We start from the raw sequence: 22,518 nt of genomic DNA, 5'->3' as shown, positions 1-22,518 counted from the left end.
GTGAAAAAGAAAACAGAAGAAAGGTGAAAAAGAAAACAGAAGAAAGGTGAAAAAGAAAACAGAAGAAAGGTGAAAAAGAAAACAAAAGAAAGGCAGTCGGATAACGTAAGATGAAATCAAGAAAATGTGGGAGAAGCAAATGTTAGAAATCGACGGCTCTTATGGTGAAGGAGGAGGGCAGTTGGTCAGAACGGCTGTTGCTCTTTCCGCAGTTACTGGAAAAGGGATCAGAGTTACGAATATCAGGAAAAACCGGCCAAATCCTGGCCTGAAACAACAGCATTTAAAGGCTCTGGAAACAGCGGCCAAGATCTGTCAAGCTCAGATCTCGGGACTTTTTCCAGGCTCTACTGAACTTTCTTTTGTTCCAGTTGAAATAAAGGGGGGTAAGTATGATATTGATATCGGGACTGCAGGAAGCATAACCTTGTTTCTCCAGTGCATTATGCCAGCCCTGCCTTTTGCGAAAGAGGAAGTCGAACTAACGATAAAAGGGGGAACTGACGTTGCCTGGTCTCCGACAATGGATTACCTGCAGCATGTTACCTTTAGCGCTCTGAAGCAACTTGGATACTCAGGCAGTGTAACCCTGAAAGAACACGGGTACTACCCTAAAGGGGGAGGAAAAGTTTCGGCTTATTTTAAACCGTGCAGGCTACGAGGTTTTCATTTTTTAAAAGAAGAACAAGAAGAAGAGATCAAGGGAATTTCTCATGCTTCAAATCTTCCGGCTCATGTACCTTTACGCCAGGCCGAAGCTGCCAGTACAAGATTAATAGAAGCCGGATACCCATCTCAAATTGAAACTCAATCCTTTGAAGCTTTTTCCACTGGAAGCGGGATAACTCTCTGGACAGGCTATATGGGTGGGAGTGCCCTTGGGAAAAGAGGACTCCCAGCAGAAAAAGTGGGTAAATATGCTGCAGACGAAATTATTCTTGAACTTAGATCAGGAGCTTCTGTTGACACATATCTGGCAGACCAGCTAATACCGTACATGGCTCTTGCAGGAAATAGTTCTTACACTGTCCGTGAACTCTCTCTTCACACTAAGACAAATATTTGGGTTACTGAACAGTTTCTGGATGTTAACTTCAGGATAGAAAAAAAAGAAGGGCTTTTTGAAGTGTGCGTGAGTTGAAAGAAAATAGGAAAGGTAGATACGGAAAAGAAGAACAAGAGGTAAAAGAGAAAAGAAAAGGAGAAGGGAAAGAAAGAAAAGAAGAAAGAAAAGGAGAAGGGAAAGAAAGAAAAGAAGAAAGAAAAGAAGAGGGGAAAGAAAGAAAAGTATTACAAATAATTTACTGGAAGTTTAATAATAAGTGTCTTAAAACTATTCTTTGAAGGGCACCTTCAAAATCAATCTTCAACGACAAAGAGGTATTCAGAAGGTATTTTTTCCGCAAGTACGATGTCATCAGTTGCAAGCTTGAGAGAGATCCCATCTTCTTGAGCTTTAAAGGCGTCGATTTGAAGGATAACAGGACTTTCAGTATGAATAAGAGCCACTTCTACTGCTTTTTCATACGAAGTGCTGAGGTGAACATATCTTTGCTTTATTGGAAAAATTCCGTTCTCCAGCAAGACATCAACTTCTTCAGGGCTTGCCCCATAATACAGATATTGAGAATCGCTTTCCCTATAATCCAGATCAATGTTGACAGAGTGCCCGTAACGTGCCCTGATTCTTGAATTGCGGATCTCGTACCTTCCTTTTTCATCAGACTCTACAAGCGCGTAAAGGTACTCCTTCCTCATCCAGCTGTATCGCTTTCTCATAACGTCACAGAAAGCATTGATATTGACCCAGCCGAATCTGTCCATTTCAACTCCTGCAGATTCTGGAAAATGCCGGAGCGTACCAGATACAAACCTACCAAGCTTTTCTTCCTTGTTATCGTCCAGCAGGTATCTTCCAGGGCGTTTACACTGCAGACAGCTGCCTCCTCTAAAATAGCCGTGCTCAGTGCATTTTCGAATCATGGTATCACGTACATAACGAAACTTTACTATAAATAAGGTTTGTTTTAAGTTTGTTTTGACAAAGCTACAAAGCTAAAATTTTATGTCTCTCAATTATCCTCTACCCCGATTTATTCCCTGGCTTTTTGTAGAACAGGAAGCCTGTTAATTCTTTAACAGGATGACCAAGGAGAAATAGAAAAACATCAAGCATCAAGCTTTAATTTTAGATTATCTTTTAGCTTGAAAGCCTGAAAGAAGCATAACAGATAAGCATGAGCATAGTTTATTATATTGATCTACTTTGTTGAGAAATACTTTCATCAGGTACACGGTAATTTTTAGTAGGACCGCTTGCATACCCGTAGCGTATATACCTAAAGTAATTTTACGACAGCCCTATTTAAAGTAACTTTACGATAGCTATATTTAAAGTGTCTTACCAGAACTTTGAAAAGGATTGTTAGAGCCTTAATTTCCGGTTGAAATTCAATTTAAAGTCTATTGAGGAATATTTGTGGACTTAATTTCAAACTTACTGTCAGGTTATAATCCGCAAGCTTTATAGTAGAAAAATTGGTGGACTGCTTGCAGTACGTTACCGAGGCTGAAAGAAAAGGAACACAAAACACAACTTAGAAAATTAAACTTATTAGAAAATTAAAATTAGAAAATTAAACTTATTAGAAAATTAAACTTATTAGAAAATTAAACTTATAAAAATAAAGCTTAAAATAGCTGGAATTTAAAATCAAAAAGAATAAAAGAGACTTCACAAGATATTTGATTATTACCGTTTTTATCACTCATTAAATGACGCGATTTAAGAATTAATGTGCTCAGGTTTGTAAATTTATATTTACTAGCTGCAATTTACTGGTCTCTTAAAACAGCTTTTGAATTTTATACTATAATGATGAACTGGATTCAAGGTAGCAACATACTAACAATTATTACTTAGAGTTGAAGCAAATAATAGACACTGAAAACAGAAATTATACATTAAGGGGATAATATGACAGATATCGAATCAATCTATAAGAAGCTCAGCCACGTTATCAGTAAAGAAGACTTCCTGCAGCATGTACAGGAAAAGGTCGAAAGCATGGGAGGGCTTTGCGATGAACCCATGGCTGCCATGCTAGTTGCCAACGAACTTGGGTTTTCAGATGTAGGTCGGGACAGTGTGAAAATTGAAAACATTACAGCTGAAAGCGGACAAATAAATTTTGTTGCAAAAGTTGTGTCGGTTTTCGACACCAAAGAATTTACTCGAAATGATGGGACGATAGGTAGAGTCGGAAATATAATTGTTGGAGATGAAACAGGAAAGATCAGGATAACGCTCTGGGATAACATGGCAGATCTTATAAAAGCTGAAAAAATCAAAGTAGGGCAAACTCTTCAGGTTAGCGGTTATGCGAAGCAGGGATACTCAGGAGTAGAGGTCAATGTAGGAAATAACGGAGTCCTGGCCGAGAGCGAAGAAGAAATCGATGTGGCTGCCAGCAGCCAGAAAATAAAGGATATAAAAGACGGTATGGGAGATCTCAATTTAACAGGAAAAATCCTGGAAATTTCAGATGTAAGAACTTTCCAGCGGAAAGATGGCACTAGCGGACAGGTAGGAAACCTGCTTCTCGGGGATAGTACAGGCACAGTCAGAGTAACCCTTTGGGACGACAGAACCGAATTCCTGAACCAGGTAGAATACGGAGACACTATTGAACTGGTCAATGCTTATGCGCGAGAGAACGCCTTTACTCAGAAAGTTGAACTACAGGTAGGAAATCGAAGCATAATAAGGAAAAGTGAGAAAAAAGTCGAGTACGAAGAGGAATTTATTCCAATTGAGGACATCAGGGCTGATATGAGCAATATAAACATTTCAGGTAGAGTACTCGATATAGGAGAAATCCGGACTTTTGAGAAAAAAGACGGGTCTACCGGAAGAGTTGGAAATCTTCTTCTTGGAGATTCCACTGGAAAAATCAGACTGACTCTATGGGATGAAAAAACCAGTTTTCTGGATGAAGTCGATTTTGACGAGACCATAGAAGTACTTCATGCTTACTCTCGGGAAAATGCATTCAGCCAGCAGATAGAACTCAACCTGGGAGGCCGAGGAATAATCCAGAAGAGTGAAAAGGAAATTGAGTACAAAGAAAAGTTTACGGATATTGCTGATATTATCCCTGGGGAAAGCTATTCGGTTCAGGGTAAGGTTTCCGAAATAGGGGAACTCAAAGAGTTTGAAAGGGAAGACGGAACCGAGAATGTAGTTGCAAACCTTCGATTAAAGGACGAAACTGGCAGCATAAAGATAACTCTCTGGGGAGAACAGGCTTATGTGATCGAAGATCTTGATATTGACTCCGAAATCCAGATAATTAATGCTTACGCGAAGTATGGTCTGAACGAAGAAATTGAACTTAGCATCGGGAATCGGAGCAGAGTAATTATGCTCTAATCTTTATTCCTTTTTATGCTTTAATCGTTATCCTTTTTATGTTCTAATCGTTATCCTTTTTATGCTTTAATCGTTATCCTTTTTCAGTGTCTTCTTTCTGGTTTATTTCTTAAACCATGCTTTTCGCGGTAAAAGCTTGTGAAGTGTTTTCCAGTGGAAATAAAGGGGTCTGAAAAATTTACTGTGAGAAAAATAGAAAGCATTACAAATATAATTTTGATTTTTTTAAACTGTATAAACCTGTTTTCTAAGATATACTTCTCTTCTGCACTTCTTTCTAATACTTCTTCCAGATAATGGAGCATTTTTCATTCTCAGCAAAAATCTCCAGTGGAAACAAAGGGGTACTTAAAAAATTCCTGTGTGCGTGCTATAAATTTTTTTACTATGAATTCACCAGAAACAAGCTAACTGGAGATTTAAAGTGAATGTCCTTGATTTTATAAAGTTTTATGTGTTTTATGAAAAAAGCAAAATGCCGTTATCATTATGTACCATTGACTCGTATATATAAATGCTGTAAAAAAATCCGAAAATTATGGGGAAAACATCTTAGAGGATGCTGACAAAAACAAATTCGGGATAACGAGCTTCGCCGCAGTATTGTCTTTAAAAAACTAATAATTTCAGAGTATAGACTGGAAGGAAAACTAAACCAACATGGAACGTTTTCTAGAAAGTGGATACTTAAAAAACTTCAATCGTAAATTTATATCGTAAATTCTACATTTTGGCTTTTTATACTGTGAATTTTATACTGTGAACTTTATATTATTAATTGCCGACATAAAGGACAAAGGGGGAATGGCAGTAGATGGCAGATGGACCTGAAAAGGACATAGATGCTGACAGGGGAAAATATGCTGGCATTCACAATAAAGAGATTGAAAGAGAACTCTCAGTTGCTGAGGTTATGAACAAAGCAGTAATAGTAATGGATATCAACTCAGATATTCCTTCTATTGCAAGAGAAATAGCCAGTCGTGATGCAGGAAGCGTTATCGTCACAGAAAATGGTAAAGCTATGGGGATCATAACTGAAAGGGATATTGTTAAAAATATTGTTACAGAGAATAAAAAACCAAGTGAAGTGGAAGCGAAAGAAGTCCTCTCAAGTCCTCTTATAACCATAGAGCCTGAAAATAACATAATAGAAGCTTCCGAAATCATGCTAAAAGCAAGAATTAAAAGACTACCAGTCCTGAAAGATAGGACAGTAATAGGAGTAATTTCGAATACAGATATCCTGATGGTAGCACCTGGACTTAATACTATTCTTCGAGATCTTATTGATATGAACAGAGAGGCCCTACTCTCTATTCCCTCGAGAGATGAGATTCCAGATTTAGAAAATTCCAGAATGAATGTATGTGAATTGTGTGGTTCTACTTCCATTGACCTCAGGTATGTAGATGGCAGATACTTATGCGGAAACTGTCGGCACGAAAAGGACATAGATGCTGACAGGGGAAAATATGCCGGCATTCATAACAGAGACATCAATAAAGTTTCGGTTACTAGGGCTATGAATAAAGCAGTAATAGTAATGGATATCAACTCAGATATTCCTTCTATTGCAAGAGAAATGGTCAGTCGTGATGCAGGTAGTGTTATCGTCACAGAGAATGATAAAGCTATAGGGATTATAACTGAAAGGGATATTGTTAAAAATATTGTTACAGAGAATAAAAAACCAAGTGAAGTGGAAGCGAAGGACATTTTTTCGAGTCCTCTCATAACCATAGAACCCGAAAAAAGTATTGCAGAAGCTTCCGAAATTATGTTAAAAGCTAATATCAAAAGACTGCCAGTCCTGAAAGATAGGACAGTAATAGGAATAATTTCGAATACTGATATCCTGGCAATAACACCCGGAATTGATACTATCCTCAGAAACCTTGTTGATATGAATAGAGAAGCCCTATTCTCCATTCCCTCAAGAGAAGAGATTTCAGAAGATTTAGAGGATTTTATAACTGGTATATGTGAATCCTGTTTAGTTTTTTCCGTTGACCTCAAGTATGTACACGGTAAATATTTATGCAGAAACTGCAGGCAGGAAGAAGGCGAAGACTACGAATAACTCACAATCTTTAGATATCGATTTCCAGAGACATCTTTTTTAAAGAGAGTATAAGGAGGTATATAGTGAACGTTAGTGAGATTATGACAGATGAGCCTGTGAGTATCAAAGAAGGAGAGTTTGTGACTCGTGCCCGTCAGCTGATGCGCGATTACCTTCTTCGAAGTCTTGTTGTTGTTGACGAAGAGAACAGGCTTGTGGGAATGCTGAGTGACCAGGATATCTTGAGGATTACCTCTACACGCTCGAATGTCACAGTAGGCGGGTATGCAAGCCAATCCCCTACAGTCACTCCGGATATGGATATTATAAAGGCCGCAAAACTGATGGTGCAATCGAAGCAGAACAGAGTTCCCGTTGTTAAATCAACTACGGATCGTACGGTGGTTGGAGTCCTGAGTAATGTGGATATTCTCAGAAATGTCGAAGTCCCAAAAAATGTTCCTAAAACACTGCAGACCATGATGACGAAAAAAGTCAAAACGTGTTCACAAGAGGACAAAGTCAGTGTAGTCTGGGCGCATATGCTCGAGACCGATTATACGGGTATTCCTGTAGTTTCAAAGAAAGGCGAACCGGTTGGAATGATAACCCGCAGAGACATAATCAAATCAGGTGCTGTGCGCACTGAAACGGAAGATGAAAGGCGAACAAGGCCTAATGAGAGCCCAAAAGTTGAAAAGATAATGTCAACCCCTACGTATACACTGTCAGAAAATGATTCCATTCAAAGTGCAATTAAGATGATTATTTACTATGATATTGGAAGGGTTACCATAGTAAATGAAAAGGATAGGGTATCTGGACTCGTCGATAGACAGGACCTTCTGGAATCTATTGTCAATGTATGGCCTGAAAAAACCTTCGAAAATCGCCTTTGAAAAAAACTGTGTAATGAAGGTATCCGGTGAAAGAATAACAGATAATCGCAGAATTAAAAAAACAATTAACTTAGAATTAAAAAACAATTAACTTAGAATTAAAAAACAATTAACTTAGAATTAAAAAACAATTAACTTAGAATTAAAAAACAATTAACTCAGAATTAAAAAAACAATTAGCTGAGAATTAAACAAAAAATTAACTCAGAATTAAACAAATAATTAACTGAGAATTAATGCAATGCGAAAAACAGCAGCAAGTTTTCACGCAAAAAGATTATAACATCAAAGATCATCATTAATAATAATTATAAATCTAAAATAAAGGAAACCTTTCGGAAAGATTCGGGAAAAATTGCTTTCAGGTTTTATTTTTTCCGGGAGCAAATCTGGGTCTGTTGAGGAATGAACTGCAGATTCCAGGGAAGTTTCCGCAAGAAAGCAGGAAAAGAAGAAATGGAATACTAAAAAAGCAATTAACTGCAACTCGAATTCGGTGGTCCTATTGAACAAAAATACGACATTTTCGTCCGTCGATAAGATGAAAGTTCAGCCAGGCGTGAGCAAATCCAAGAAAGCGCAGCAGAAAGACCCGCACATGATTAGCAGCATGGGCACTATGCGAATAGGTCCTGAGTTTAAATCCCGTATTTCAGAACATGAAGGAAAAATTCTGGCCCTGGCAACGAGGAGTGTAGTAACCCTTCCTCCTACTGCAACAGTTATGGAAGCAATCAAGATTATGACTGAAAAGAGGTTCAGACGCATTCCTATTACAAACGCCGGAACGCGGAGGCTGGAAGGAGTTGTTACTTCCGTAGATATTATCGATTTCCTGGGGGGCGGAAGAAAGAATCTGCTCGTTGAAAACCGCTTCAAAGGTAACCTTCTGGCTGCAATCAACGAAGAAGTACGGCAAATCATGGAAACTAATATTCCCTACCTTAATGACCAGGCTGATTTTAAAGATGCTGTTTCAATGATGATTGAAAGAAAAAGAGGCGGCCTTCCAATCGTGAACAATGACATGCAGGTCGTTGCAATCTTTACCGAAAGGAATGCAATTGAACTGATGGGCGGAATCGTGACAAGCCGAACTGTTGATGAATATATGACCAAGAACGTCAAGATGGTGTCAACTGAGACACCCATTGGACAGGCAGCAAAAGTAATGGTAGATAACTGGCTCCGAAGACTTCCTGTAGTTAAAGATGGCATCTTCGCAGGAATTATCACTTCCACTGATATTGTCCATTTCCTTGGAAGGGGAGACGCTTTCAGTAAGCTGACAACAGGAAACATTCATGAAGCGCTTGACCAGCCTGTAGGATCTATTGTCTCAAAAGAACTGATATGGACTGAACCGGGTACAGACCTGGGAAAAGCGATGGAAATAATGCTTGAGAAAAAGATAGGTTCACTTCCGATTTTGGAGAATGGACTAATCCGCGGCATCATTACTGAAAGGGATTTCCTTAGATCTCTGAATGAACCTGGTAAATAATCAATTGAACAGAACTGGTTTCAATTGATCAAAACCGTCATGCTAGTTCAAGCTAGCTCAAACTATCCTGAAACTTAACAAAGTTTAGTGAAACTAAAGTCTAACTGAGCCTTAAGTTGACTGAGCCCGAAAAAACTTCGGGCTTAAGCTTTCAAGAGTTTGAGGTTTAAGGAGATTAAGCTTTCAGGAGTTTGAGGTTTAAGAAGACTAAGTTTTCAAGAGTTTAAGGTTTAAGGAGACTAAGTTTTCAGGAGTTTAAGGTTTAAGGAGACTAAGTTTTCAGGAGTTTAAGGTTTAAGGAGGCTAAGTTTTCAAGAGTTTAAGGTTTAAGGAGACTAAGTTTTCAGGAGTTTAAGGTTTAAGGAGGCTAAGTTTTCAAGAGTTTTAAAAAAGAAAAATCCTCTAGCTGAACCTACCAGGAAATAAGCCTACTTTGTAGATAGGTCGAGAAGTAATCTATACATTGAATATTCAGGATTTGGAGTGTAGTCTATTTTAAAACAAGGATTTTCAAAAATAAGAACTTTTAAAATAGCTCTCACTTTAACAAGAGGTACTGGTTACTCCCCTAAAAATCTACAGCCTATAGTTAAAAATTGTAGCTTTCACATCCAATTCAAAAAGTATAATTATTGATACTCATATATTGTAAAAGTGAAGGAGGTACTTCATGAATGTGGCGGACATCATGAGTTCACCTGTGTATGTCCTAAACGCAGACGAACCCGTGTCACGTGCAAGAAAACTGATGTTAAGGCATAGAATCAGTACATTGCTTGTCCTCAATGAGGGCAAGATGGTGGGAATCGTTACAAAATCAGACATCACTAACCGTCTGGCTCAGGCCGAACCTCTCTGGAGGAGAAGACCGATTGACCAGATCCCTATTAAGTTACTGATGACTGAATCGGTTATTACTATCTATCCTGAAGCCTCTATTTCCCAGGCAGCTGCCTTAATGCTTGAGAACGGGGTGCATAACATTCCGGTGGTAAAGAACGATATTGTAGGCATTATCACCAGGACAGATCTTGTGCGTTATGTTGCGGAAAATAGCGAGGAAATGAAAACAAAAATCCCCAAGTTAATGTCTGAAGATACTATTTCTGTTCACCGGCATCACACTATTAACCACGTAATTGATGAAATGAACAGGAATGAGATCGAAAGAGTAATCGTCAAAGATGATGCAGGAAAGCCTGTAGGGATAATTTCCAGCAAAAGCCTTGCTTTAAATCTCTTAACTGATTTTCAAGGCGAACTTTCCACGAAAAACATCAAGATGGCACGTAAATCCTCACCTGGAGGCCAGAAAACCTTCAGATACGTAAAAGAGGTGCCTTTAACCGCAGAAGACATCATGGTTTCTCCGATAAACTCCATTGACGTAAATGAAAATGTCAGTGAAGCTGCTAAAAAAATGATAGAGGAAGGAGTGACTGCATTACCTGTCAGTGACGGAGAAAATATAGTTGGAATATTAAGCAGAACCGATATCATGAAAGCCATCCTCTAACCATTATCTGGCAGTGCGGAGGTATATACTGCAAAAGTAGCAATAGAAAGCAATAGAGAGCGATAGATAAAACAGCTAAGAGCAAGAGAAGGATGCGAAATTGAAGTAAAGGAAAAACGGATGAAGAAAGCACGCAAAAAATTGCGAACATTATGATTAAAAGTTCTGGATACGCATGAGGTGAATTGCATGCAAGTTAAAGATATAATGGTACAGCCATATAGGATTGACAAGTCAGACACCATATCTCACGCCCTGGATCTTATGGAAAAGAAGGACACAAAGCGCCTGCTGGTAGTCCACGATGATCAGATACTTGGTGTACTTACAATGAGAAGTCTGACAGAGGAGCTCGGAACTCGCAAGAAACTGAGCAAACCTGCATCCTCTCTGCATGTTGCAACAGCCGTATCCGACAATTTCATAAAGGTTCTGCCTGACACCGACACCAGGGATGTTCTTACCCTGATGAAAAAGAGTGGTGGCGTAATTATTGTCACTGATAATGGAAAAGCCCTGGGTTGGGTGACACCCCAGGAATTCATGAAACGAAACCACTTCACAGGCTTTGTCGGGGAAATAATGGAAAGAAACCCTATAGTTATCAGTTCATCTGATAGGGTTAGCCACGCTAGGCGACTTATCCTTGACAAAAACGTAGGAAGGCTGCCAGTAATTGAGAGCGGAAAACTTGTAGGCATTATTGCTGAAGATGATATTGCCTTTGCTATGCGTTCTTTTAGGGACCTAGTCGCTGATAATCAGCAGGATTCAAGGATCAAGAACCTATTGGTAGGGGATATTATGACTCGTAGTGTGATTAGTGTCTATACCAATACACCGCTTGAAGAAGCTGTTAGGATAATGTTGGAACATGATGTCGGAGGTGTTCCAGTCCTTAGCTTGGATGATGAACTTGCTGGTTTTCTAGCTCGCAGAAATATAATAAGTACACTTGAAGAATGAGCTCTAGTCTGGTGAGAAAGAGCAGAAAAAAACTTGATTGGAATCCTGAAACCAGTAATTAAAAAAAGGCCTGCTTTCTTAAAAACAGGCCTTTTGAATTTCTAACTTTCCTTTGGATTTATTTCTTTTTTTAAAATAAATTCTATTTTAAAATGAGTTTCTCTTTAGTTTGATTTACAATTAATTACCATTTTAGAGTATTTTTATTTAGAATAGTTTCTTATTTTTAACGATTTTTTCATTTAGAGTAGTTCCCAATTTTTAGAATGATCTATCTCCGCCAATGATGCCTCCAAGAATACCAGTCCCGGCAACGCCGGTTTGTTCGTCTCGGCGGCCATAAACAGAGGCTGCAAAGATTCTGTCAGCAAGGCGAGAGAAAGGAAGGCTCTGCATATACACTGTGCCTGGACCTGTAAGGGTTGCAAGAACAACTCCTTCACCACCGAAAAGGGCATTTTTAAAGTTCCTTGACCAGGTTATATCATAGGTTACTGTCTCAGTGAAAGCTGCCACACAGCCTGTGTCAACACGATAAGTCTCGCCAACTGCCAGGTCTTTTCTTATAACTGTGCCCCCGATATGGAGAAAGGCCAGACCGTCACCCTTTAGTCTCTGCAGAATAAAACCTTCACCACCGAAGAACCCTGCTCCGAGCTTGCGAGTGAAAGCTATTTCTATATCTACTCCACGAGCAGCACAGAGAAATGAATCTTTCTGGCAGAGGAGACTGCCTCCGAACTTTGTGAGGTCAAGGGGAATAATCTTTCCCGGATAAGGAGCCGCAAAAGCTACACGCCCTTTTCCTGAACCTTTGTGAACAAAGCTTGTAATGAAGAAACTTTCTCCTGTCAGAGCCCTTTTAAGTCCTTTTTTGAGACCTCCGAAAAATCCACCGCCTTCATTACCCAAACCGGTCTGCATCTCAATTCCGGGCCCCATGTATGCCATAGCCCCAGCTTCTGCCTGAACAGCTTCATTTGGATCAAGCTCAACTTCGACGATCTGCATATCGTCACCGATAATCTCGTAGTCAATTTCATCTGCCATGTTTTACTCTCCAACCTTTTTGCAAGCTTAGATATAACAGACAATATAAGCCAAATACTTAAAAACATTTTCAATGTACTGAGACATTCTTTAATTTTTTGCCCAAGAAACAGGTGAAAATAGGTTATTATAAAGATGTACTGATACTCATACCTGAGAATCATACTACATATTCATACCTGAAAGTCATACCATATATTCATACCTGAAAGTCATACCACATATTCATACCTGAAAGTCATACCACATATTCATACCTGAAAGTCATACCACATATTCATACCTGAAAGTCATACCATATATTCATACCTGAAAGTCATACCACATATTCATACCTGAAAGTCATACCATATATTCATACTTACATCTATAATGATGCTCTGAAGGCATGCCTGAGAACAATACTTATTTCAGGCCTGAAAACAGATAAATAAACATGAGTAGAGAGGGGAACGAGAAGCTAGATCCTCAATTTATAGATAAGCTTGCCAGTTTTCTGGGATTTGATAAAGACAGAGTTCAGCACCTTTTTGAGAAGAACTATCTAGCCCAGAATTGGGGAAAATATGAATACATATTCCGTTTCGATAAGGAGATCTCCCATATCGAAAGAGGAACCGTGATTTATGAGAAAGACGGTTCTTTCGAAATCATTATGGGTTTCCCGAAAATCAGGAGAGCCATGGTATTGGACCCCACGATTAAAAAGCACTTCAGCGGCCTTGAAAAAGTAGCTGTGGAAGAAAAAATGAATGGATATAACGTCCGCATAGCAATTGCAAAAGACGAAATTCTCGCAATCACTCGGAGCGGGTATATCTGCCCTTATACAACTCAAAAGGCAAAAGAAAAATTAAATTTGAAATTTTTTGATGATTTCCCTGAACTTGTACTTTATGGAGAAATGATAGGCCCGGACAATCCTTATGTTCCAAAAGATATCTATGGCATTGAGTCGGTAGAGTTTTACATCTTTGATATTCGGGAGAAAAATAGCGGTAAGCCTCTTACAATAAGCCGAAAACAAGAAATTCTGGAAAAATATGGCTTTTTTCAGGTAAAATTCTTCAAAAAAATTCCTATGGAAACTGCTGCTGAAGAAATCAGAAAAATTATCCGGGAACTTGGAGAAAAAGAACATGAAGGCGTCGTAATAAAGGATCCGAAAATGGTTCTTTCTCCGTTAAAATATACTTCTTCCCAGAGTAATTGCTCGGACCTCAGGCATGCCTTTAAATTTTATAATGAGACCGGCAGAGATTATATGCTTTCCCGGATTGTTAGAGAAGGTTTTCAGACAGTTGAATGGAACGAGGACAAGACCGAGTTTGAAAAACGCTGCATGCAGCTAGGAAAAAGTATACTGGATCCTCTTAGAGAATCCATCCAAAATGTGAAAAATGGCCAAAGGTTATATGAGGAAGCAAGGATCCGAGTAAAGGATTTAAAAACTGCAGCAGATTTTGAAGATTATCTTAAAAGACTCGGGATAGATGCAATTTTTGAAGAACCTCAGTTAGTAGGGGAAGAGTATCTGATAATTATAAAAAAAATAAACAAAAGTACCAACGATAAAACTCAAGCAATCTGGCAGGGTGAAACCTGGTAATCTTTTTCTTTCAGGTTGAGCTTTAAGATTTGAGTTTTTAAGAGTTTTTACAATGTTTTGAAAAGAAATATATTAGAGTATAATTATACCAGATGCATTATACTAAATGCGCTATACTAAATGTGTTATATCAGATGGCATTATATCAGACCCATTATTACCAGATGCATTATACTAAATGCGCTATACTAAATGCATTATACCAGATGAATTATACCAGACCCATTTACTAGATGCAGTTTCAGAGTTATAATACCTTATAAATTCAGATTCATTAATAACATATAGACTAAAGGTTACAACAAATTTCAAAGAATTACGAGAATTAGAAGGAATTAAAAGGAATTAAAAAGATTTATAAAAATTACAAGAAATTTAAAGGAATTACAAAGAACTAGAAGGAATCCAGTATGACAAATGTTGCAATTATCGGGACGGAAAAAAGCGGAAGAACCTCCCTTGCCGCAAATCTGGGGAAAAAAGGAACATACTCTGACATAACTATGTATAACAATGATAAGGAGAGCCGGAAAATGGTTTTTGTAGACCCGCATGGCTATCCTAAAGCTTTAAAATCCCTGGTTACGGCACTCAATATCTCAGATATGGCAGTCCTCTGTGTCCCTCCTGATGGCCTTGATAGAAATAATCCCACAAGTGTTCATACCGGAGAATGCATTGTTGTCCTTGACCTGCTTGGTTTTAAGCATGGGATAATTGCTCTGACAAAGTCAGACAGTACCCATATGTATGCAATCGATGAATTGAAAAAGAAAATAAAACTGATGACTGCGGGTACTTCTCTCCAAGACTGGGAATGTATTTCCATGAATACCAACAAAGGTGCAAAAAATCCTTTTGAAGGTGTGGAAGATCTCAAAGCCAAAATTTCCGAGATCTCGGAAAAAATAGAAGCCGAACAGGCTGAGTTGAATAGTCTGCCTGCAAGAGTGTTTATAGACCATGCATTCAATGTCACTGGAAAAGGTTGCGTTGTTCTTGGAGTTGTCAAACAGGGAATTTCAAAAGATAAGGACAAAACCAAAATTTTCCCGATAGATAAAGATATCGAAATCCGATCCATTCAGAGTCATGATGTGGATATTGACAGTGCACCCACAGGCACGAGGGTGGGAATGCGTCTTAAAAACGTGCAGGCTAAAGATATAGAAAGAGGATTTATTATCTCTGATAAAGAAATCGTAACTATTGACTATACCCTTGAATGCACCATCTCAAAATTCACGCGAGCAATTGAAACTTCAAGTGTGCTTCATCTCTTTGTTGGTCTACAGTCTGAACCTGTACGTGTGGAGAAGATTCTGGTTGGCGGGCAGGAAGTACAAGAAGCAAAGCCAGGCAGTACGTGCGTACTGGAACTTTCAGGTAACAAAAAAGTAGCTTACAGTAAAGATGACCGTTTCCTGCTAGCAAATCTTGATCTGTCACAGCGGTTTGCAGGCTATGGCTTTACAAAATAAGTATTTTAAAAATTCTATTCAAATTCTTAAAGGGTTAATATGGAAAAGAGTTCAGGAGAAAAGGAAAGCATACATGAGGGCGAGGAAAGCAAAGTAAAAGATAAGACTCTCTACGGAAATGTTTTTCACAGAAATGTATGCTGGCAGCGTTCTTACAAGAGGCCGGAAGGTGAGGAGCTTATCATGGCACTGTACGGTAGCCTCAGAAATGGGCTTTATAATAGCCGCCGTTTTGACTTGCAAAACAGATCAGAGTTCCTTGGCACAACAACAGTAAGAGGGTATGCTCTTTACTCCCTGGGCCCTTATCCTGGAATATACCCTTCGGAAGGTTCATGTATTATAGCTGAAGTGCGCAGGTTTTCGGGAAAACAACAGCTTGAAATTGCCAAATCAATTGATTATATGGAACTTTTCGGAGGATATCATAGGGAATATGTGGATCTGGAAATCGGTGATCAAAAGTTCAGAGGCTTTATCTATGTTTATGATGAGAAGCCTGAATCGGAAAGAATTGAACATGGTGACTGGGCCAGATACTTGAAAGAAAAAGAACAGTATGAATAAACAATTAAGAGAACTAAATAATAATGCGAAAAATATTACAGAAAATTTCATTACAAAAATTTCATTAAAGAATTTCATTACAAAAATTCCTAACATAGCGTAAGTTATTAATAGAAAACTTATAAAATATTTCATAATGAACAACAACTGAAGCATTCTATTTTATTGAAAAGTGTTAACGGTTAATCGTAGATATAGAGTCGTGGTTAATCGCAGTTATGAGAGTCTATGAATAAAGTCCGTGAAGTTGGAAAGGAAGACTCGCTGGAAAGGAGGACTCGCTTGTGAATTTTACAGATATCCTAGAGTTTATAAAGAAACCGCAAGTCTATGCAGAAGGGAATGCTGTTATGTGGACAGATGACCACATTTCAAAGCAGTTGTTGGACATCCACTTGAACCCGGATATTGACCTGGCAAGTCGGAGAAGAGCAAGTATAGAGAGTACTGTGGACTGGATTTTAAACTCAGTCAGTCTAGAAAAAATGAACATTCTTGATCTTGGATGTGGACCTGGATTGTATGCTGAACTTATGGCAAAGAGGGGACATAAAGTAACGGGTGTCGATTTCTCTAAGAATTCAATCGAATATGCCAGAAGTGAAGCCTTAAAGAAAAAACTGGATATAGAATATGTAAACCAGAATTACCTCGAACTGTGTGAAGAGAATAAATATGACCTTGCAATGATGCTTTTTACTGATTTTGGCGTCTTAACACCAGTTGCAAGAAAGACTTTATTACAGAACGTTTATAGGGCTTTAAAGCCTAACGGAACTTTCATTTTTGATGTTCTCAGTGATAAAGACATTGAGTTGAAAGTTGGTGAGAAATCCTGGCAAATGGAAGAATATGGCTTTTGGAAAGATAGACCATACCTTGTTCTTTCAGACTCTTATTACTATCCGAAGGATAAAGTGATATTGTACCAGCACATCGTAATCGACGATTCTGATAATTTTGATGTATATCGTTTTTGGACTCACTTTTTTACGTCTGATAACCTGAAAAAGCTGCTGGTACAAGAAGGCTTTAAGGAAATCGAGTGCTATGATGACGTCTTACCAGATATTGATCTCTGGAATGGTGACAATGTTATCTTTTGCAAAGCAACTAAAATTAGTTGAATAGATTTTTCCAACTGAAAATTTTTATGAAAATTATGAAAATATTAGAATAATTTAAAAAGAATCAAGAAAAAGGAAAGTAGAGCCACAAGAAGTCACAAATTTTTTAAAAACTCAAGGCTCTCAATTCCTTCTTCCACAGAACTCATCTCTGTTACGAAAATTCCTTTATAATCCGAAAGTTTTTCCATAACTCGCTTCCAGTCTATTGTGCCTTTTCCAAGAGGTAGATGTTCATCTTTTTTACCCAAGTTGTCATGGATATGCACATGAGAGATTTTTTCGTTAAGAAATTCCAGAAAGTCGTCAATAAGACCTACTGTATTTGCATGTCCGACGTCGAAGGTAAAACCCACATTATGACTTCCAATGGACTCAAGCATTTCAAGCATTTCATCAGGATATTTTCCAAAAATTTTCGGCATGTCAGGCATATTTTCAACAGCAATAAGGATTCCGAAATCGGCTGCAAAGTCACAGATTTCCCTGAGAGAAGCAAGATTGGTAAAATAGGCTTCCTGTGGGACCTGTACGCCGTAAGGGGAAAGATAACCAGGATGTATTACAGCGAGATTAACATAGTTAGAGGCAAGAGTCAGGTAGTGCTTCATCTGCCTGATGACTTCTGCCCTGATTGAGTCATTCAGACCTGCAAGATTCATGTCCGAGAAAGGCAAGTGCAGAGTTAACTCTAGGCCTGTGGTTTCACTGATATTTTTCAAATTCTGGATATTCTTGCTGTTCAGGCACTGAGATCCTTCCTGTACGATTTCCCAACCGGTGTACCCGTGGTCTTCGAGCGTATAAGCCCATTTGAAAGGGTCTTCAACGACTGCACGTGAAGAATAGCTGATTCTGTGCAATTGCATGATGAAAGTTCATTCCTTTTTATTTATCAATATACATCATCTAGTGCAAACTGAGATATATTTAACCAAATTATTTAACTAAATTATATAAGTGAACTATTAAGTGAACTATTAAGTGAACTATTAAGTGAACTATTAAGTGAACTATTAAGTGAACTATTAACTGAAATATTAACTGAAATATTAACTGAAATATTAACTGAAATATTAACTGAAATATTAACTGAAATATTAACTGAAATATTAACTGAAATATTAACTGAAATATTAACTGAACTATTAACTGAACTATTAACTGAACTATTAACTGAAATATTAACTGAAATATTAACTGAACTATTAAGAACTGAACTATTTACTGGCTCAAACTTACAAAATATAAAAGTATTAAAAGTATAATAAAAGTACGTAAAAAATAAATATACACTTAATATAGTGTGTTAAAATCTTTCAATTCTGCTCCACATAGTCCATTTCTACCTCAACAACAGGTTTTCCTTCTTCAGTAAGGGGTAAAAGCCATTCAAAAAGTCTTTCCATTTCTTCCTGAGAACTAGCCCCGATAGTGACTTCAATAGATCCGAGAGGCTCTTCCTGTGCAGGAACACTGGGAACTCCGACAAAAGCAGCTTGTTTGTTGAGTGAAAAGCGAACAGAAAGTCCGTCACTGGACAATCCTTTACTAAAAGCTTTGTTACGGACACTATCTATAATTTCTTCCCTGCGAATGAGCCTATGGAAGGTTTGCAGAATCTCAATTCCTCCTTCACCTGAAAGAAAAAAAGAGGGAAAAGTCCCTGTTTCTGCTCCAGTAGTCTCAGTAGCTTCTTTTTTGAGTTCAATATCAGTAAAAAGGGATGAAATTGCTTTGATAACCTTTTCCGAGTCTTCTGTAGGATATACAGCTGATGAAACCTTGACATATATCATAAATCTGCCCCAGTAATTTAAAAACAATTTTTTGGAGTTTTGTTCAGAAGCATATTCGAGAGATTTTATTCATTGAGGTTTTTTCCTAGGTTTTTTCCTAAGTAGTTGCTCAAAACTTCAATAACATCCTTTTTGAAAGTTTCCAGAGTGGAATTGTTTTCAATTTCGATATTAGATGCCTCTATAGCTTCTCCCATGCCCCAGCCAAGTTCTCGTTCATCCCGGTTGCGGAGCCCTTCTATACTATTCATATCATCGCTTCTGCCTCGTTTCTGAACTCTGGAAAAACGAACTTCAATTGGGGCGTAAATCGAAATCAGGACAAAACCTTCTCCGAATTCTCGCCTGAAGCATTCCACTTCAGCAATCCCGCGTACCCCATCCACAACAATAAGGTCAGAGCCAGCATCCTTGATTTGGGAAATACAACGTACTGCGACTGCATCCATACCCTCGCATTTGCGAAGCTGTGTTGCGACCATTCCTGTATTAGAATCATTGGGTTCGAGCCCGCGCCTTAAAACTTCTTTCCGGATCACATCACCCATAATAATAACGGGAATACCCATTTCAGCAGCAATTCTAGCAGCTTCCGACTTTCCAGATGCTGGCATGCCTACAAAAGCTATTATCTTCATTAAAAATTACCCTTTAAACTTTAATTATGCTTAAACTATTAGTTTGAACCATTAGCCCTGAACTATCAACTTGAAATGAATATTAGATTTGAATAGAAATCTGAGTATACTGAATCTTAATTTCAAAGATGAATAAAGTTAAAATTACAAATTAAATAGTAAGTTGAATAATCGATTCCATAATCTAACCGTAAAATAATATGATTCTAGTCAAATCACAGGATCGTATATATTATTTCCTGAAAACTAACACACGGATGATAAAAATAATCTCAAGTGCGAAAAACTGAGAATAAAGAACAGTCAACGGAAATCAAAAATTTGAAATTAGAGAGTTAGAGAAGAATTAAAGACCTGAAGTAAGAAAGGAAAAGAAGTCAGGGAAATCCTGAAAAAGTAAAAAATTAGCATGTAGGCCAAAAAACAAGGATGGAGAACGCGAAAGTCTCATCCTTATGAAAAACATCTTATGAAAACATCTTGCTGAAAACTGACGCCTTGAAATCTACCAGGGGTTTGAGCCTGTAATCCTCAAGAAGTACTTTACGGGTGCTTTCTACTGGAACGCTCAGAGAAATTTCTTTAGTTCTACCGTAACGGCCTTTACTTACAACCACTGCGTTGACTATGCCCAGCATATCAAGTTCGGACATGAGATCGGTAACTCTACGCTGAGTAAGAATATCTACATCAATATGGTGGCAGAGCTGGCGGTAAACATTATACATTTCGCCTGTCGTGACGTTCTTACCTTCTCTACCCCTGCTCCGCAAAAGAATGATACTGTAGAGTACGAGTTTGGACTGGGTGGGAAGGGTTCTTACCACTTCGACTACGCGATCAATTTCGATTTTTTCTTGAGCGCGCCTTACGTGCTCTTCAAGAACCTGAGGCTGATTTTCCCTTTCTGCAATCTCCCCCGAGACCCGGAGAAGGTCAAGTGCGCGCCTTGCGTCACCATGTTCCTGAGCTGCAAAAGCAGCACATAAGGGAATTACCATCTCACCGAGAGCGTCACTAGTGTAAGCCATCTTTGCTCTTTGCTTCAGGATATCGCTTATCTGTTCAGCGTCGTAAGGAGGAAAAATAAGTTCTTCTTCACCCAGGGAACTTTTGACCCTGGGGTCCAGAAATTCTGTGAACTTAAGATCGTTGGAAACGCCGATCATACTGACTTTGGCTCTCCGCAGGTCTGTGTTGATTCTCGACAGATTATAAAGAACATCATCGCCTTTTTTAATTAGCTTATCGATTTCGTCCAGAATTATGACAATGACCTGCTCTCTGGAATCGATTGCCTCCTTAAATTTCATGAAAACCTGGTCAGTAGGCCACCCGGTCATAGGAACTTCTTCTTCGAAATGTCTAGCAAGATTTGCAAGAAGCCGGTACTGTGTATCGATTACTTCGCAATTAATATAAACAACCGAGCAGAAAAGGGATTTGTCTTCACTTACTCTTTCAAGTTCTTTTCCAACATAACGAGTAACCGCGGTTTTTCCTGTTCCGGTTTTTCCATAAATAAGTACATTGGAAGGAGTCTCTCCTCTGAGTGCAGAAACCAGAATTGTCGCAAGACTGCTAATTTGCTCGTTTCTGTGCAATAAAAGGTCAGGTGTGTAAGAAGGTCGAAGTACTTCTTTGTTTTTGAAAATTGATTTTCCGTCAAGTAATTTTTCGAATAAGCCGTCTAATGATTGAGCTTTTATCATGAAGATCCTCTATAAAAATTATGATATTAAGCAATATAAGAGATTAAGATACTTCTAATGCAGATAATTAATACAACGCGAACCGTTGCATGTCAAATTAATTAATATAGTAATTTTAATATGAGATTATATAGAGAGTATATATAATGAACTAATACAATCGATAAACTCTGTCCACTTTCTCTGAACTACTTTAATTTTTATGTTTGTAATACTGATTTTAAGTGTTTTTAATTTTAAGTGTTTTTAACTTTAAGTGTTTTTAATTTTAAGTATTTTTAACTTTAAGTGTTTTACTAATTTTAAGCATTTTATTAACTTTAAGTGCTTTACTAATTTTAAGCGTTTTACTGCTGTCGGAAATAAGGAAAATTTTTTGATAGTTTGCAGTTGATTCAATCCTTCGAATTACTGCTATTGAATATTCTATTTTTAGAGTAAATTTTTAGAGTAAATTTTTAGATTTTCCAGTTATTTTTTAGATTTTCCAGTTATTTTTTAGATTTTCCATTTTAAATGCTTAGACAATTATAGCCATAACTCCTTGGCAAGCTTTATATTGACCTTATAACAGCTATTTAGCAAGTTTCTAGAGTGGGGCTTAATAGAGTGGCTTAATAATTATTATAATTGCAATAAGGAATTTTAGGAGATTTGGGGATTGTAAGTAGGATCCATTTAAGGGGTTTGGAAAGAGGGAAAGAGGGAAAGAGGGAAAGAGGGAAAAGGTTAAACTCTTAACTTTGAAGTCTTAACTGTCAATATCTGGAACTAAAGTTTAAGTGCCAAGAACTAAAATTTATTTTAGGATTCTGAAATTTTACTTAATTGTTTGTATCTTTATGAAAAACCCTATAAATTCTGCTTAATGAGAGAAATGGATAGAAGATACATCTTTCTCACAGTTAATGCCTAAATTTTTATTTTCTACCATTTTCTGATAAATGGCGGGCGAATCTTAAGTATTAAGATACCTTGTAAGCTAGATAAAATCTATATTCCGGATCTTCTTTTACTAAAACTTTAGGTAAAATTGGTTTATAAGCAAGTAATTTTAAGCTATATTTGCAGTAGATGCAATGGAAGTACACCGTATTAATTGTTGTGGTAAAGACCCCTTTATTTCGACTGGAACGGATTTATACTTCAGGTA

Annotated in this window: 19 protein-coding genes; 12 read left to right on the top strand and 7 right to left on the bottom strand. The window is 37.8% G+C overall.

Annotated elements, in window-relative coordinates:
- Nucleotides 1-139: 139 nt before the first annotated feature.
- Together rtcA and MSBR3_RS00100 are read left to right on the top strand one after the other, a co-directional pair.
- Complete coding sequence (gene rtcA, locus MSBR3_RS00105; protein WP_048105593.1) at nucleotides 140-1,141, top strand: RNA 3'-terminal phosphate cyclase; 1,002 nt, start codon at nucleotides 140-142, stop codon at nucleotides 1,139-1,141.
- On the top strand, nucleotides 1,138-1,344 hold the full coding sequence (locus MSBR3_RS00100) for a hypothetical protein (protein WP_048105591.1): 207 nt from the start codon (nucleotides 1,138-1,140) through the stop codon (nucleotides 1,342-1,344). Before rtcA ends, MSBR3_RS00100 begins: the two co-directional genes overlap by 4 nt.
- Nucleotides 1,345-1,359: 15 nt before the next feature.
- On the opposite strand, the gene MSBR3_RS00095 is transcribed toward MSBR3_RS00100, so the two are convergent.
- Nucleotides 1,360-1,983 (bottom strand): RNA 2'-phosphotransferase, encoded by a 624-nt coding sequence (locus tag MSBR3_RS00095; RefSeq protein ID WP_048105589.1) that lies wholly within the window; start codon nucleotides 1,981-1,983, stop codon nucleotides 1,360-1,362.
- 994 nt (nucleotides 1,984-2,977) lie between these two features.
- Here MSBR3_RS00095 and MSBR3_RS00090 point away from each other — a divergent pair.
- Nucleotides 2,978-4,432: an OB-fold nucleic acid binding domain-containing protein gene (locus MSBR3_RS00090; protein ID WP_048105587.1), complete on the top strand. Its 1,455-nt coding sequence runs from the start codon at nucleotides 2,978-2,980 to the stop codon at nucleotides 4,430-4,432.
- Nucleotides 4,433-4,515: 83 nt separating this feature from the next.
- On the opposite strand, the gene MSBR3_RS00085 is transcribed toward MSBR3_RS00090, so the two are convergent.
- Nucleotides 4,516-4,737, bottom strand: coding sequence for a hypothetical protein (locus MSBR3_RS00085; protein WP_048105585.1), 222 nt, complete (start codon nucleotides 4,735-4,737; stop codon nucleotides 4,516-4,518).
- Between the two features lie 509 nt (nucleotides 4,738-5,246).
- On the opposite strand from MSBR3_RS00085, the gene MSBR3_RS20785 reads away from it, so the two are divergent.
- The 5 genes from MSBR3_RS20785 (at nucleotide 5,247) to MSBR3_RS00050 (ending at nucleotide 11,382) form a co-directional block, all read left to right on the top strand.
- Complete coding sequence (locus MSBR3_RS20785; protein WP_230627628.1) at nucleotides 5,247-6,515, top strand: CBS domain-containing protein; 1,269 nt, start codon at nucleotides 5,247-5,249, stop codon at nucleotides 6,513-6,515.
- A gap of 65 nt (nucleotides 6,516-6,580) precedes the next feature.
- Nucleotides 6,581-7,396 (top strand): CBS domain-containing protein, encoded by an 816-nt coding sequence (locus MSBR3_RS00070; RefSeq protein ID WP_048105584.1) that lies wholly within the window; start codon nucleotides 6,581-6,583, stop codon nucleotides 7,394-7,396.
- Nucleotides 7,397-7,892: 496 nt separating this feature from the next.
- Complete coding sequence (locus MSBR3_RS00060; protein WP_048105580.1) at nucleotides 7,893-8,900, top strand: CBS domain-containing protein; 1,008 nt, start codon at nucleotides 7,893-7,895, stop codon at nucleotides 8,898-8,900.
- 670 nt (nucleotides 8,901-9,570) lie between these two features.
- Nucleotides 9,571-10,416, top strand: coding sequence for a CBS domain-containing protein (locus MSBR3_RS00055; RefSeq protein WP_048105579.1), 846 nt, complete (start codon nucleotides 9,571-9,573; stop codon nucleotides 10,414-10,416).
- A 189-nt stretch (nucleotides 10,417-10,605) separates the two neighbouring features.
- Nucleotides 10,606-11,382 carry a CBS domain-containing protein gene (locus tag MSBR3_RS00050; RefSeq protein ID WP_196296979.1) on the top strand — a complete coding sequence of 259 codons (777 nt, stop codon included), beginning with the start codon at nucleotides 10,606-10,608 and terminating at the stop codon, nucleotides 11,380-11,382.
- A 261-nt stretch (nucleotides 11,383-11,643) separates the two neighbouring features.
- Here the strand turns inward: MSBR3_RS00050 and MSBR3_RS00045 are convergent, their stop codons facing one another.
- A complete protein-coding gene (locus MSBR3_RS00045) occupies nucleotides 11,644-12,432 on the bottom strand; it encodes a TIGR00266 family protein (RefSeq protein ID WP_048105577.1) in 789 nt (262 codons plus the stop codon).
- A gap of 436 nt (nucleotides 12,433-12,868) precedes the next feature.
- On the opposite strand from MSBR3_RS00045, the gene MSBR3_RS00040 reads away from it, so the two are divergent.
- The 4 genes from MSBR3_RS00040 (at nucleotide 12,869) to MSBR3_RS00025 (ending at nucleotide 17,216) form a co-directional block, all read left to right on the top strand.
- The gene (locus MSBR3_RS00040; RefSeq protein ID WP_048105576.1) at nucleotides 12,869-14,041 is read left to right on the top strand and encodes an RNA ligase; all 1,173 of its coding nucleotides are present in this window, start codon (nucleotides 12,869-12,871) and stop codon (nucleotides 14,039-14,041) included.
- 410 nt (nucleotides 14,042-14,451) lie between these two features.
- Nucleotides 14,452-15,522: an elongation factor Tu gene (locus MSBR3_RS00035; RefSeq protein WP_048105575.1), complete on the top strand. Its 1,071-nt coding sequence runs from the start codon at nucleotides 14,452-14,454 to the stop codon at nucleotides 15,520-15,522.
- A gap of 39 nt (nucleotides 15,523-15,561) precedes the next feature.
- Entirely contained in the window at nucleotides 15,562-16,089 is a 528-nt protein-coding gene (locus MSBR3_RS00030) for a gamma-glutamylcyclotransferase family protein (protein WP_048105571.1), read from the top strand.
- 284 nt (nucleotides 16,090-16,373) lie between these two features.
- On the top strand, nucleotides 16,374-17,216 hold the full coding sequence (locus tag MSBR3_RS00025) for a class I SAM-dependent methyltransferase (RefSeq protein WP_052723208.1): 843 nt from the start codon (nucleotides 16,374-16,376) through the stop codon (nucleotides 17,214-17,216).
- 95 nt (nucleotides 17,217-17,311) lie between these two features.
- On the opposite strand, the gene MSBR3_RS00020 is transcribed toward MSBR3_RS00025, so the two are convergent.
- The 4 genes from MSBR3_RS00020 to MSBR3_RS00005 form a co-directional block, all read right to left on the bottom strand.
- The gene (locus MSBR3_RS00020; RefSeq protein WP_048105569.1) at nucleotides 17,312-18,085 is read right to left on the bottom strand and encodes a sugar phosphate isomerase/epimerase family protein; all 774 of its coding nucleotides are present in this window, start codon (nucleotides 18,083-18,085) and stop codon (nucleotides 17,312-17,314) included.
- Between the two features lie 450 nt (nucleotides 18,086-18,535).
- On the bottom strand, nucleotides 18,536-19,015 hold the full coding sequence (locus tag MSBR3_RS00015) for an RNA-binding domain-containing protein (RefSeq protein ID WP_048105567.1): 480 nt from the start codon (nucleotides 19,013-19,015) through the stop codon (nucleotides 18,536-18,538).
- A gap of 65 nt (nucleotides 19,016-19,080) precedes the next feature.
- Nucleotides 19,081-19,653 (bottom strand): dephospho-CoA kinase, encoded by a 573-nt coding sequence (locus tag MSBR3_RS00010; protein WP_048105565.1) that lies wholly within the window; start codon nucleotides 19,651-19,653, stop codon nucleotides 19,081-19,083.
- Nucleotides 19,654-20,120: 467 nt separating this feature from the next.
- Nucleotides 20,121-21,365, bottom strand: a complete 1,245-nt coding sequence (locus MSBR3_RS00005) for an ORC1-type DNA replication protein (RefSeq protein ID WP_048105562.1) — start codon at nucleotides 21,363-21,365, stop codon at nucleotides 20,121-20,123.
- Between the last annotated feature and the right edge of the window lie 1,153 nt (nucleotides 21,366-22,518).

Source organism: Methanosarcina barkeri 3, assembly GCF_000970305.1.
GTDB classification, from domain to species: domain Archaea; phylum Halobacteriota; class Methanosarcinia; order Methanosarcinales; family Methanosarcinaceae; genus Methanosarcina; species Methanosarcina barkeri_A.
This window is presented reverse-complemented; position numbering and strand designations above follow the sequence as displayed.

Coding starts and splice junctions, on each gene's coding strand:
- rtcA (WP_048105593.1), top strand. CDS start 140: ATGTTAGAAATCGACGGCTCTTATGGTGAAGGAGGAGGGCAGTTGGTC.
- MSBR3_RS00095 (WP_048105589.1), bottom strand. CDS start 1,983: ATGATTCGAAAATGCACTGAGCACGGCTATTTTAGAGGAGGCAGCTGT.
- MSBR3_RS00090 (WP_048105587.1), top strand. CDS start 2,978: ATGACAGATATCGAATCAATCTATAAGAAGCTCAGCCACGTTATCAGT.
- MSBR3_RS00085 (WP_048105585.1), bottom strand. CDS start 4,737: ATGCTCCATTATCTGGAAGAAGTATTAGAAAGAAGTGCAGAAGAGAAG.
- MSBR3_RS20785 (WP_230627628.1), top strand. CDS start 5,247: ATGGCAGATGGACCTGAAAAGGACATAGATGCTGACAGGGGAAAATAT.
- MSBR3_RS00055 (WP_048105579.1), top strand. CDS start 9,571: ATGAATGTGGCGGACATCATGAGTTCACCTGTGTATGTCCTAAACGCA.
- MSBR3_RS00050 (WP_196296979.1), top strand. CDS start 10,606: ATGCAAGTTAAAGATATAATGGTACAGCCATATAGGATTGACAAGTCA.
- MSBR3_RS00045 (WP_048105577.1), bottom strand. CDS start 12,432: ATGGCAGATGAAATTGACTACGAGATTATCGGTGACGATATGCAGATC.
- MSBR3_RS00040 (WP_048105576.1), top strand. CDS start 12,869: ATGAGTAGAGAGGGGAACGAGAAGCTAGATCCTCAATTTATAGATAAG.
- MSBR3_RS00035 (WP_048105575.1), top strand. CDS start 14,452: ATGACAAATGTTGCAATTATCGGGACGGAAAAAAGCGGAAGAACCTCC.
- MSBR3_RS00030 (WP_048105571.1), top strand. CDS start 15,562: ATGGAAAAGAGTTCAGGAGAAAAGGAAAGCATACATGAGGGCGAGGAA.
- MSBR3_RS00020 (WP_048105569.1), bottom strand. CDS start 18,085: ATGCAATTGCACAGAATCAGCTATTCTTCACGTGCAGTCGTTGAAGAC.
- MSBR3_RS00015 (WP_048105567.1), bottom strand. CDS start 19,015: ATGATATATGTCAAGGTTTCATCAGCTGTATATCCTACAGAAGACTCG.
- MSBR3_RS00010 (WP_048105565.1), bottom strand. CDS start 19,653: ATGAAGATAATAGCTTTTGTAGGCATGCCAGCATCTGGAAAGTCGGAA.
- MSBR3_RS00005 (WP_048105562.1), bottom strand. CDS start 21,365: ATGATAAAAGCTCAATCATTAGACGGCTTATTCGAAAAATTACTTGAC.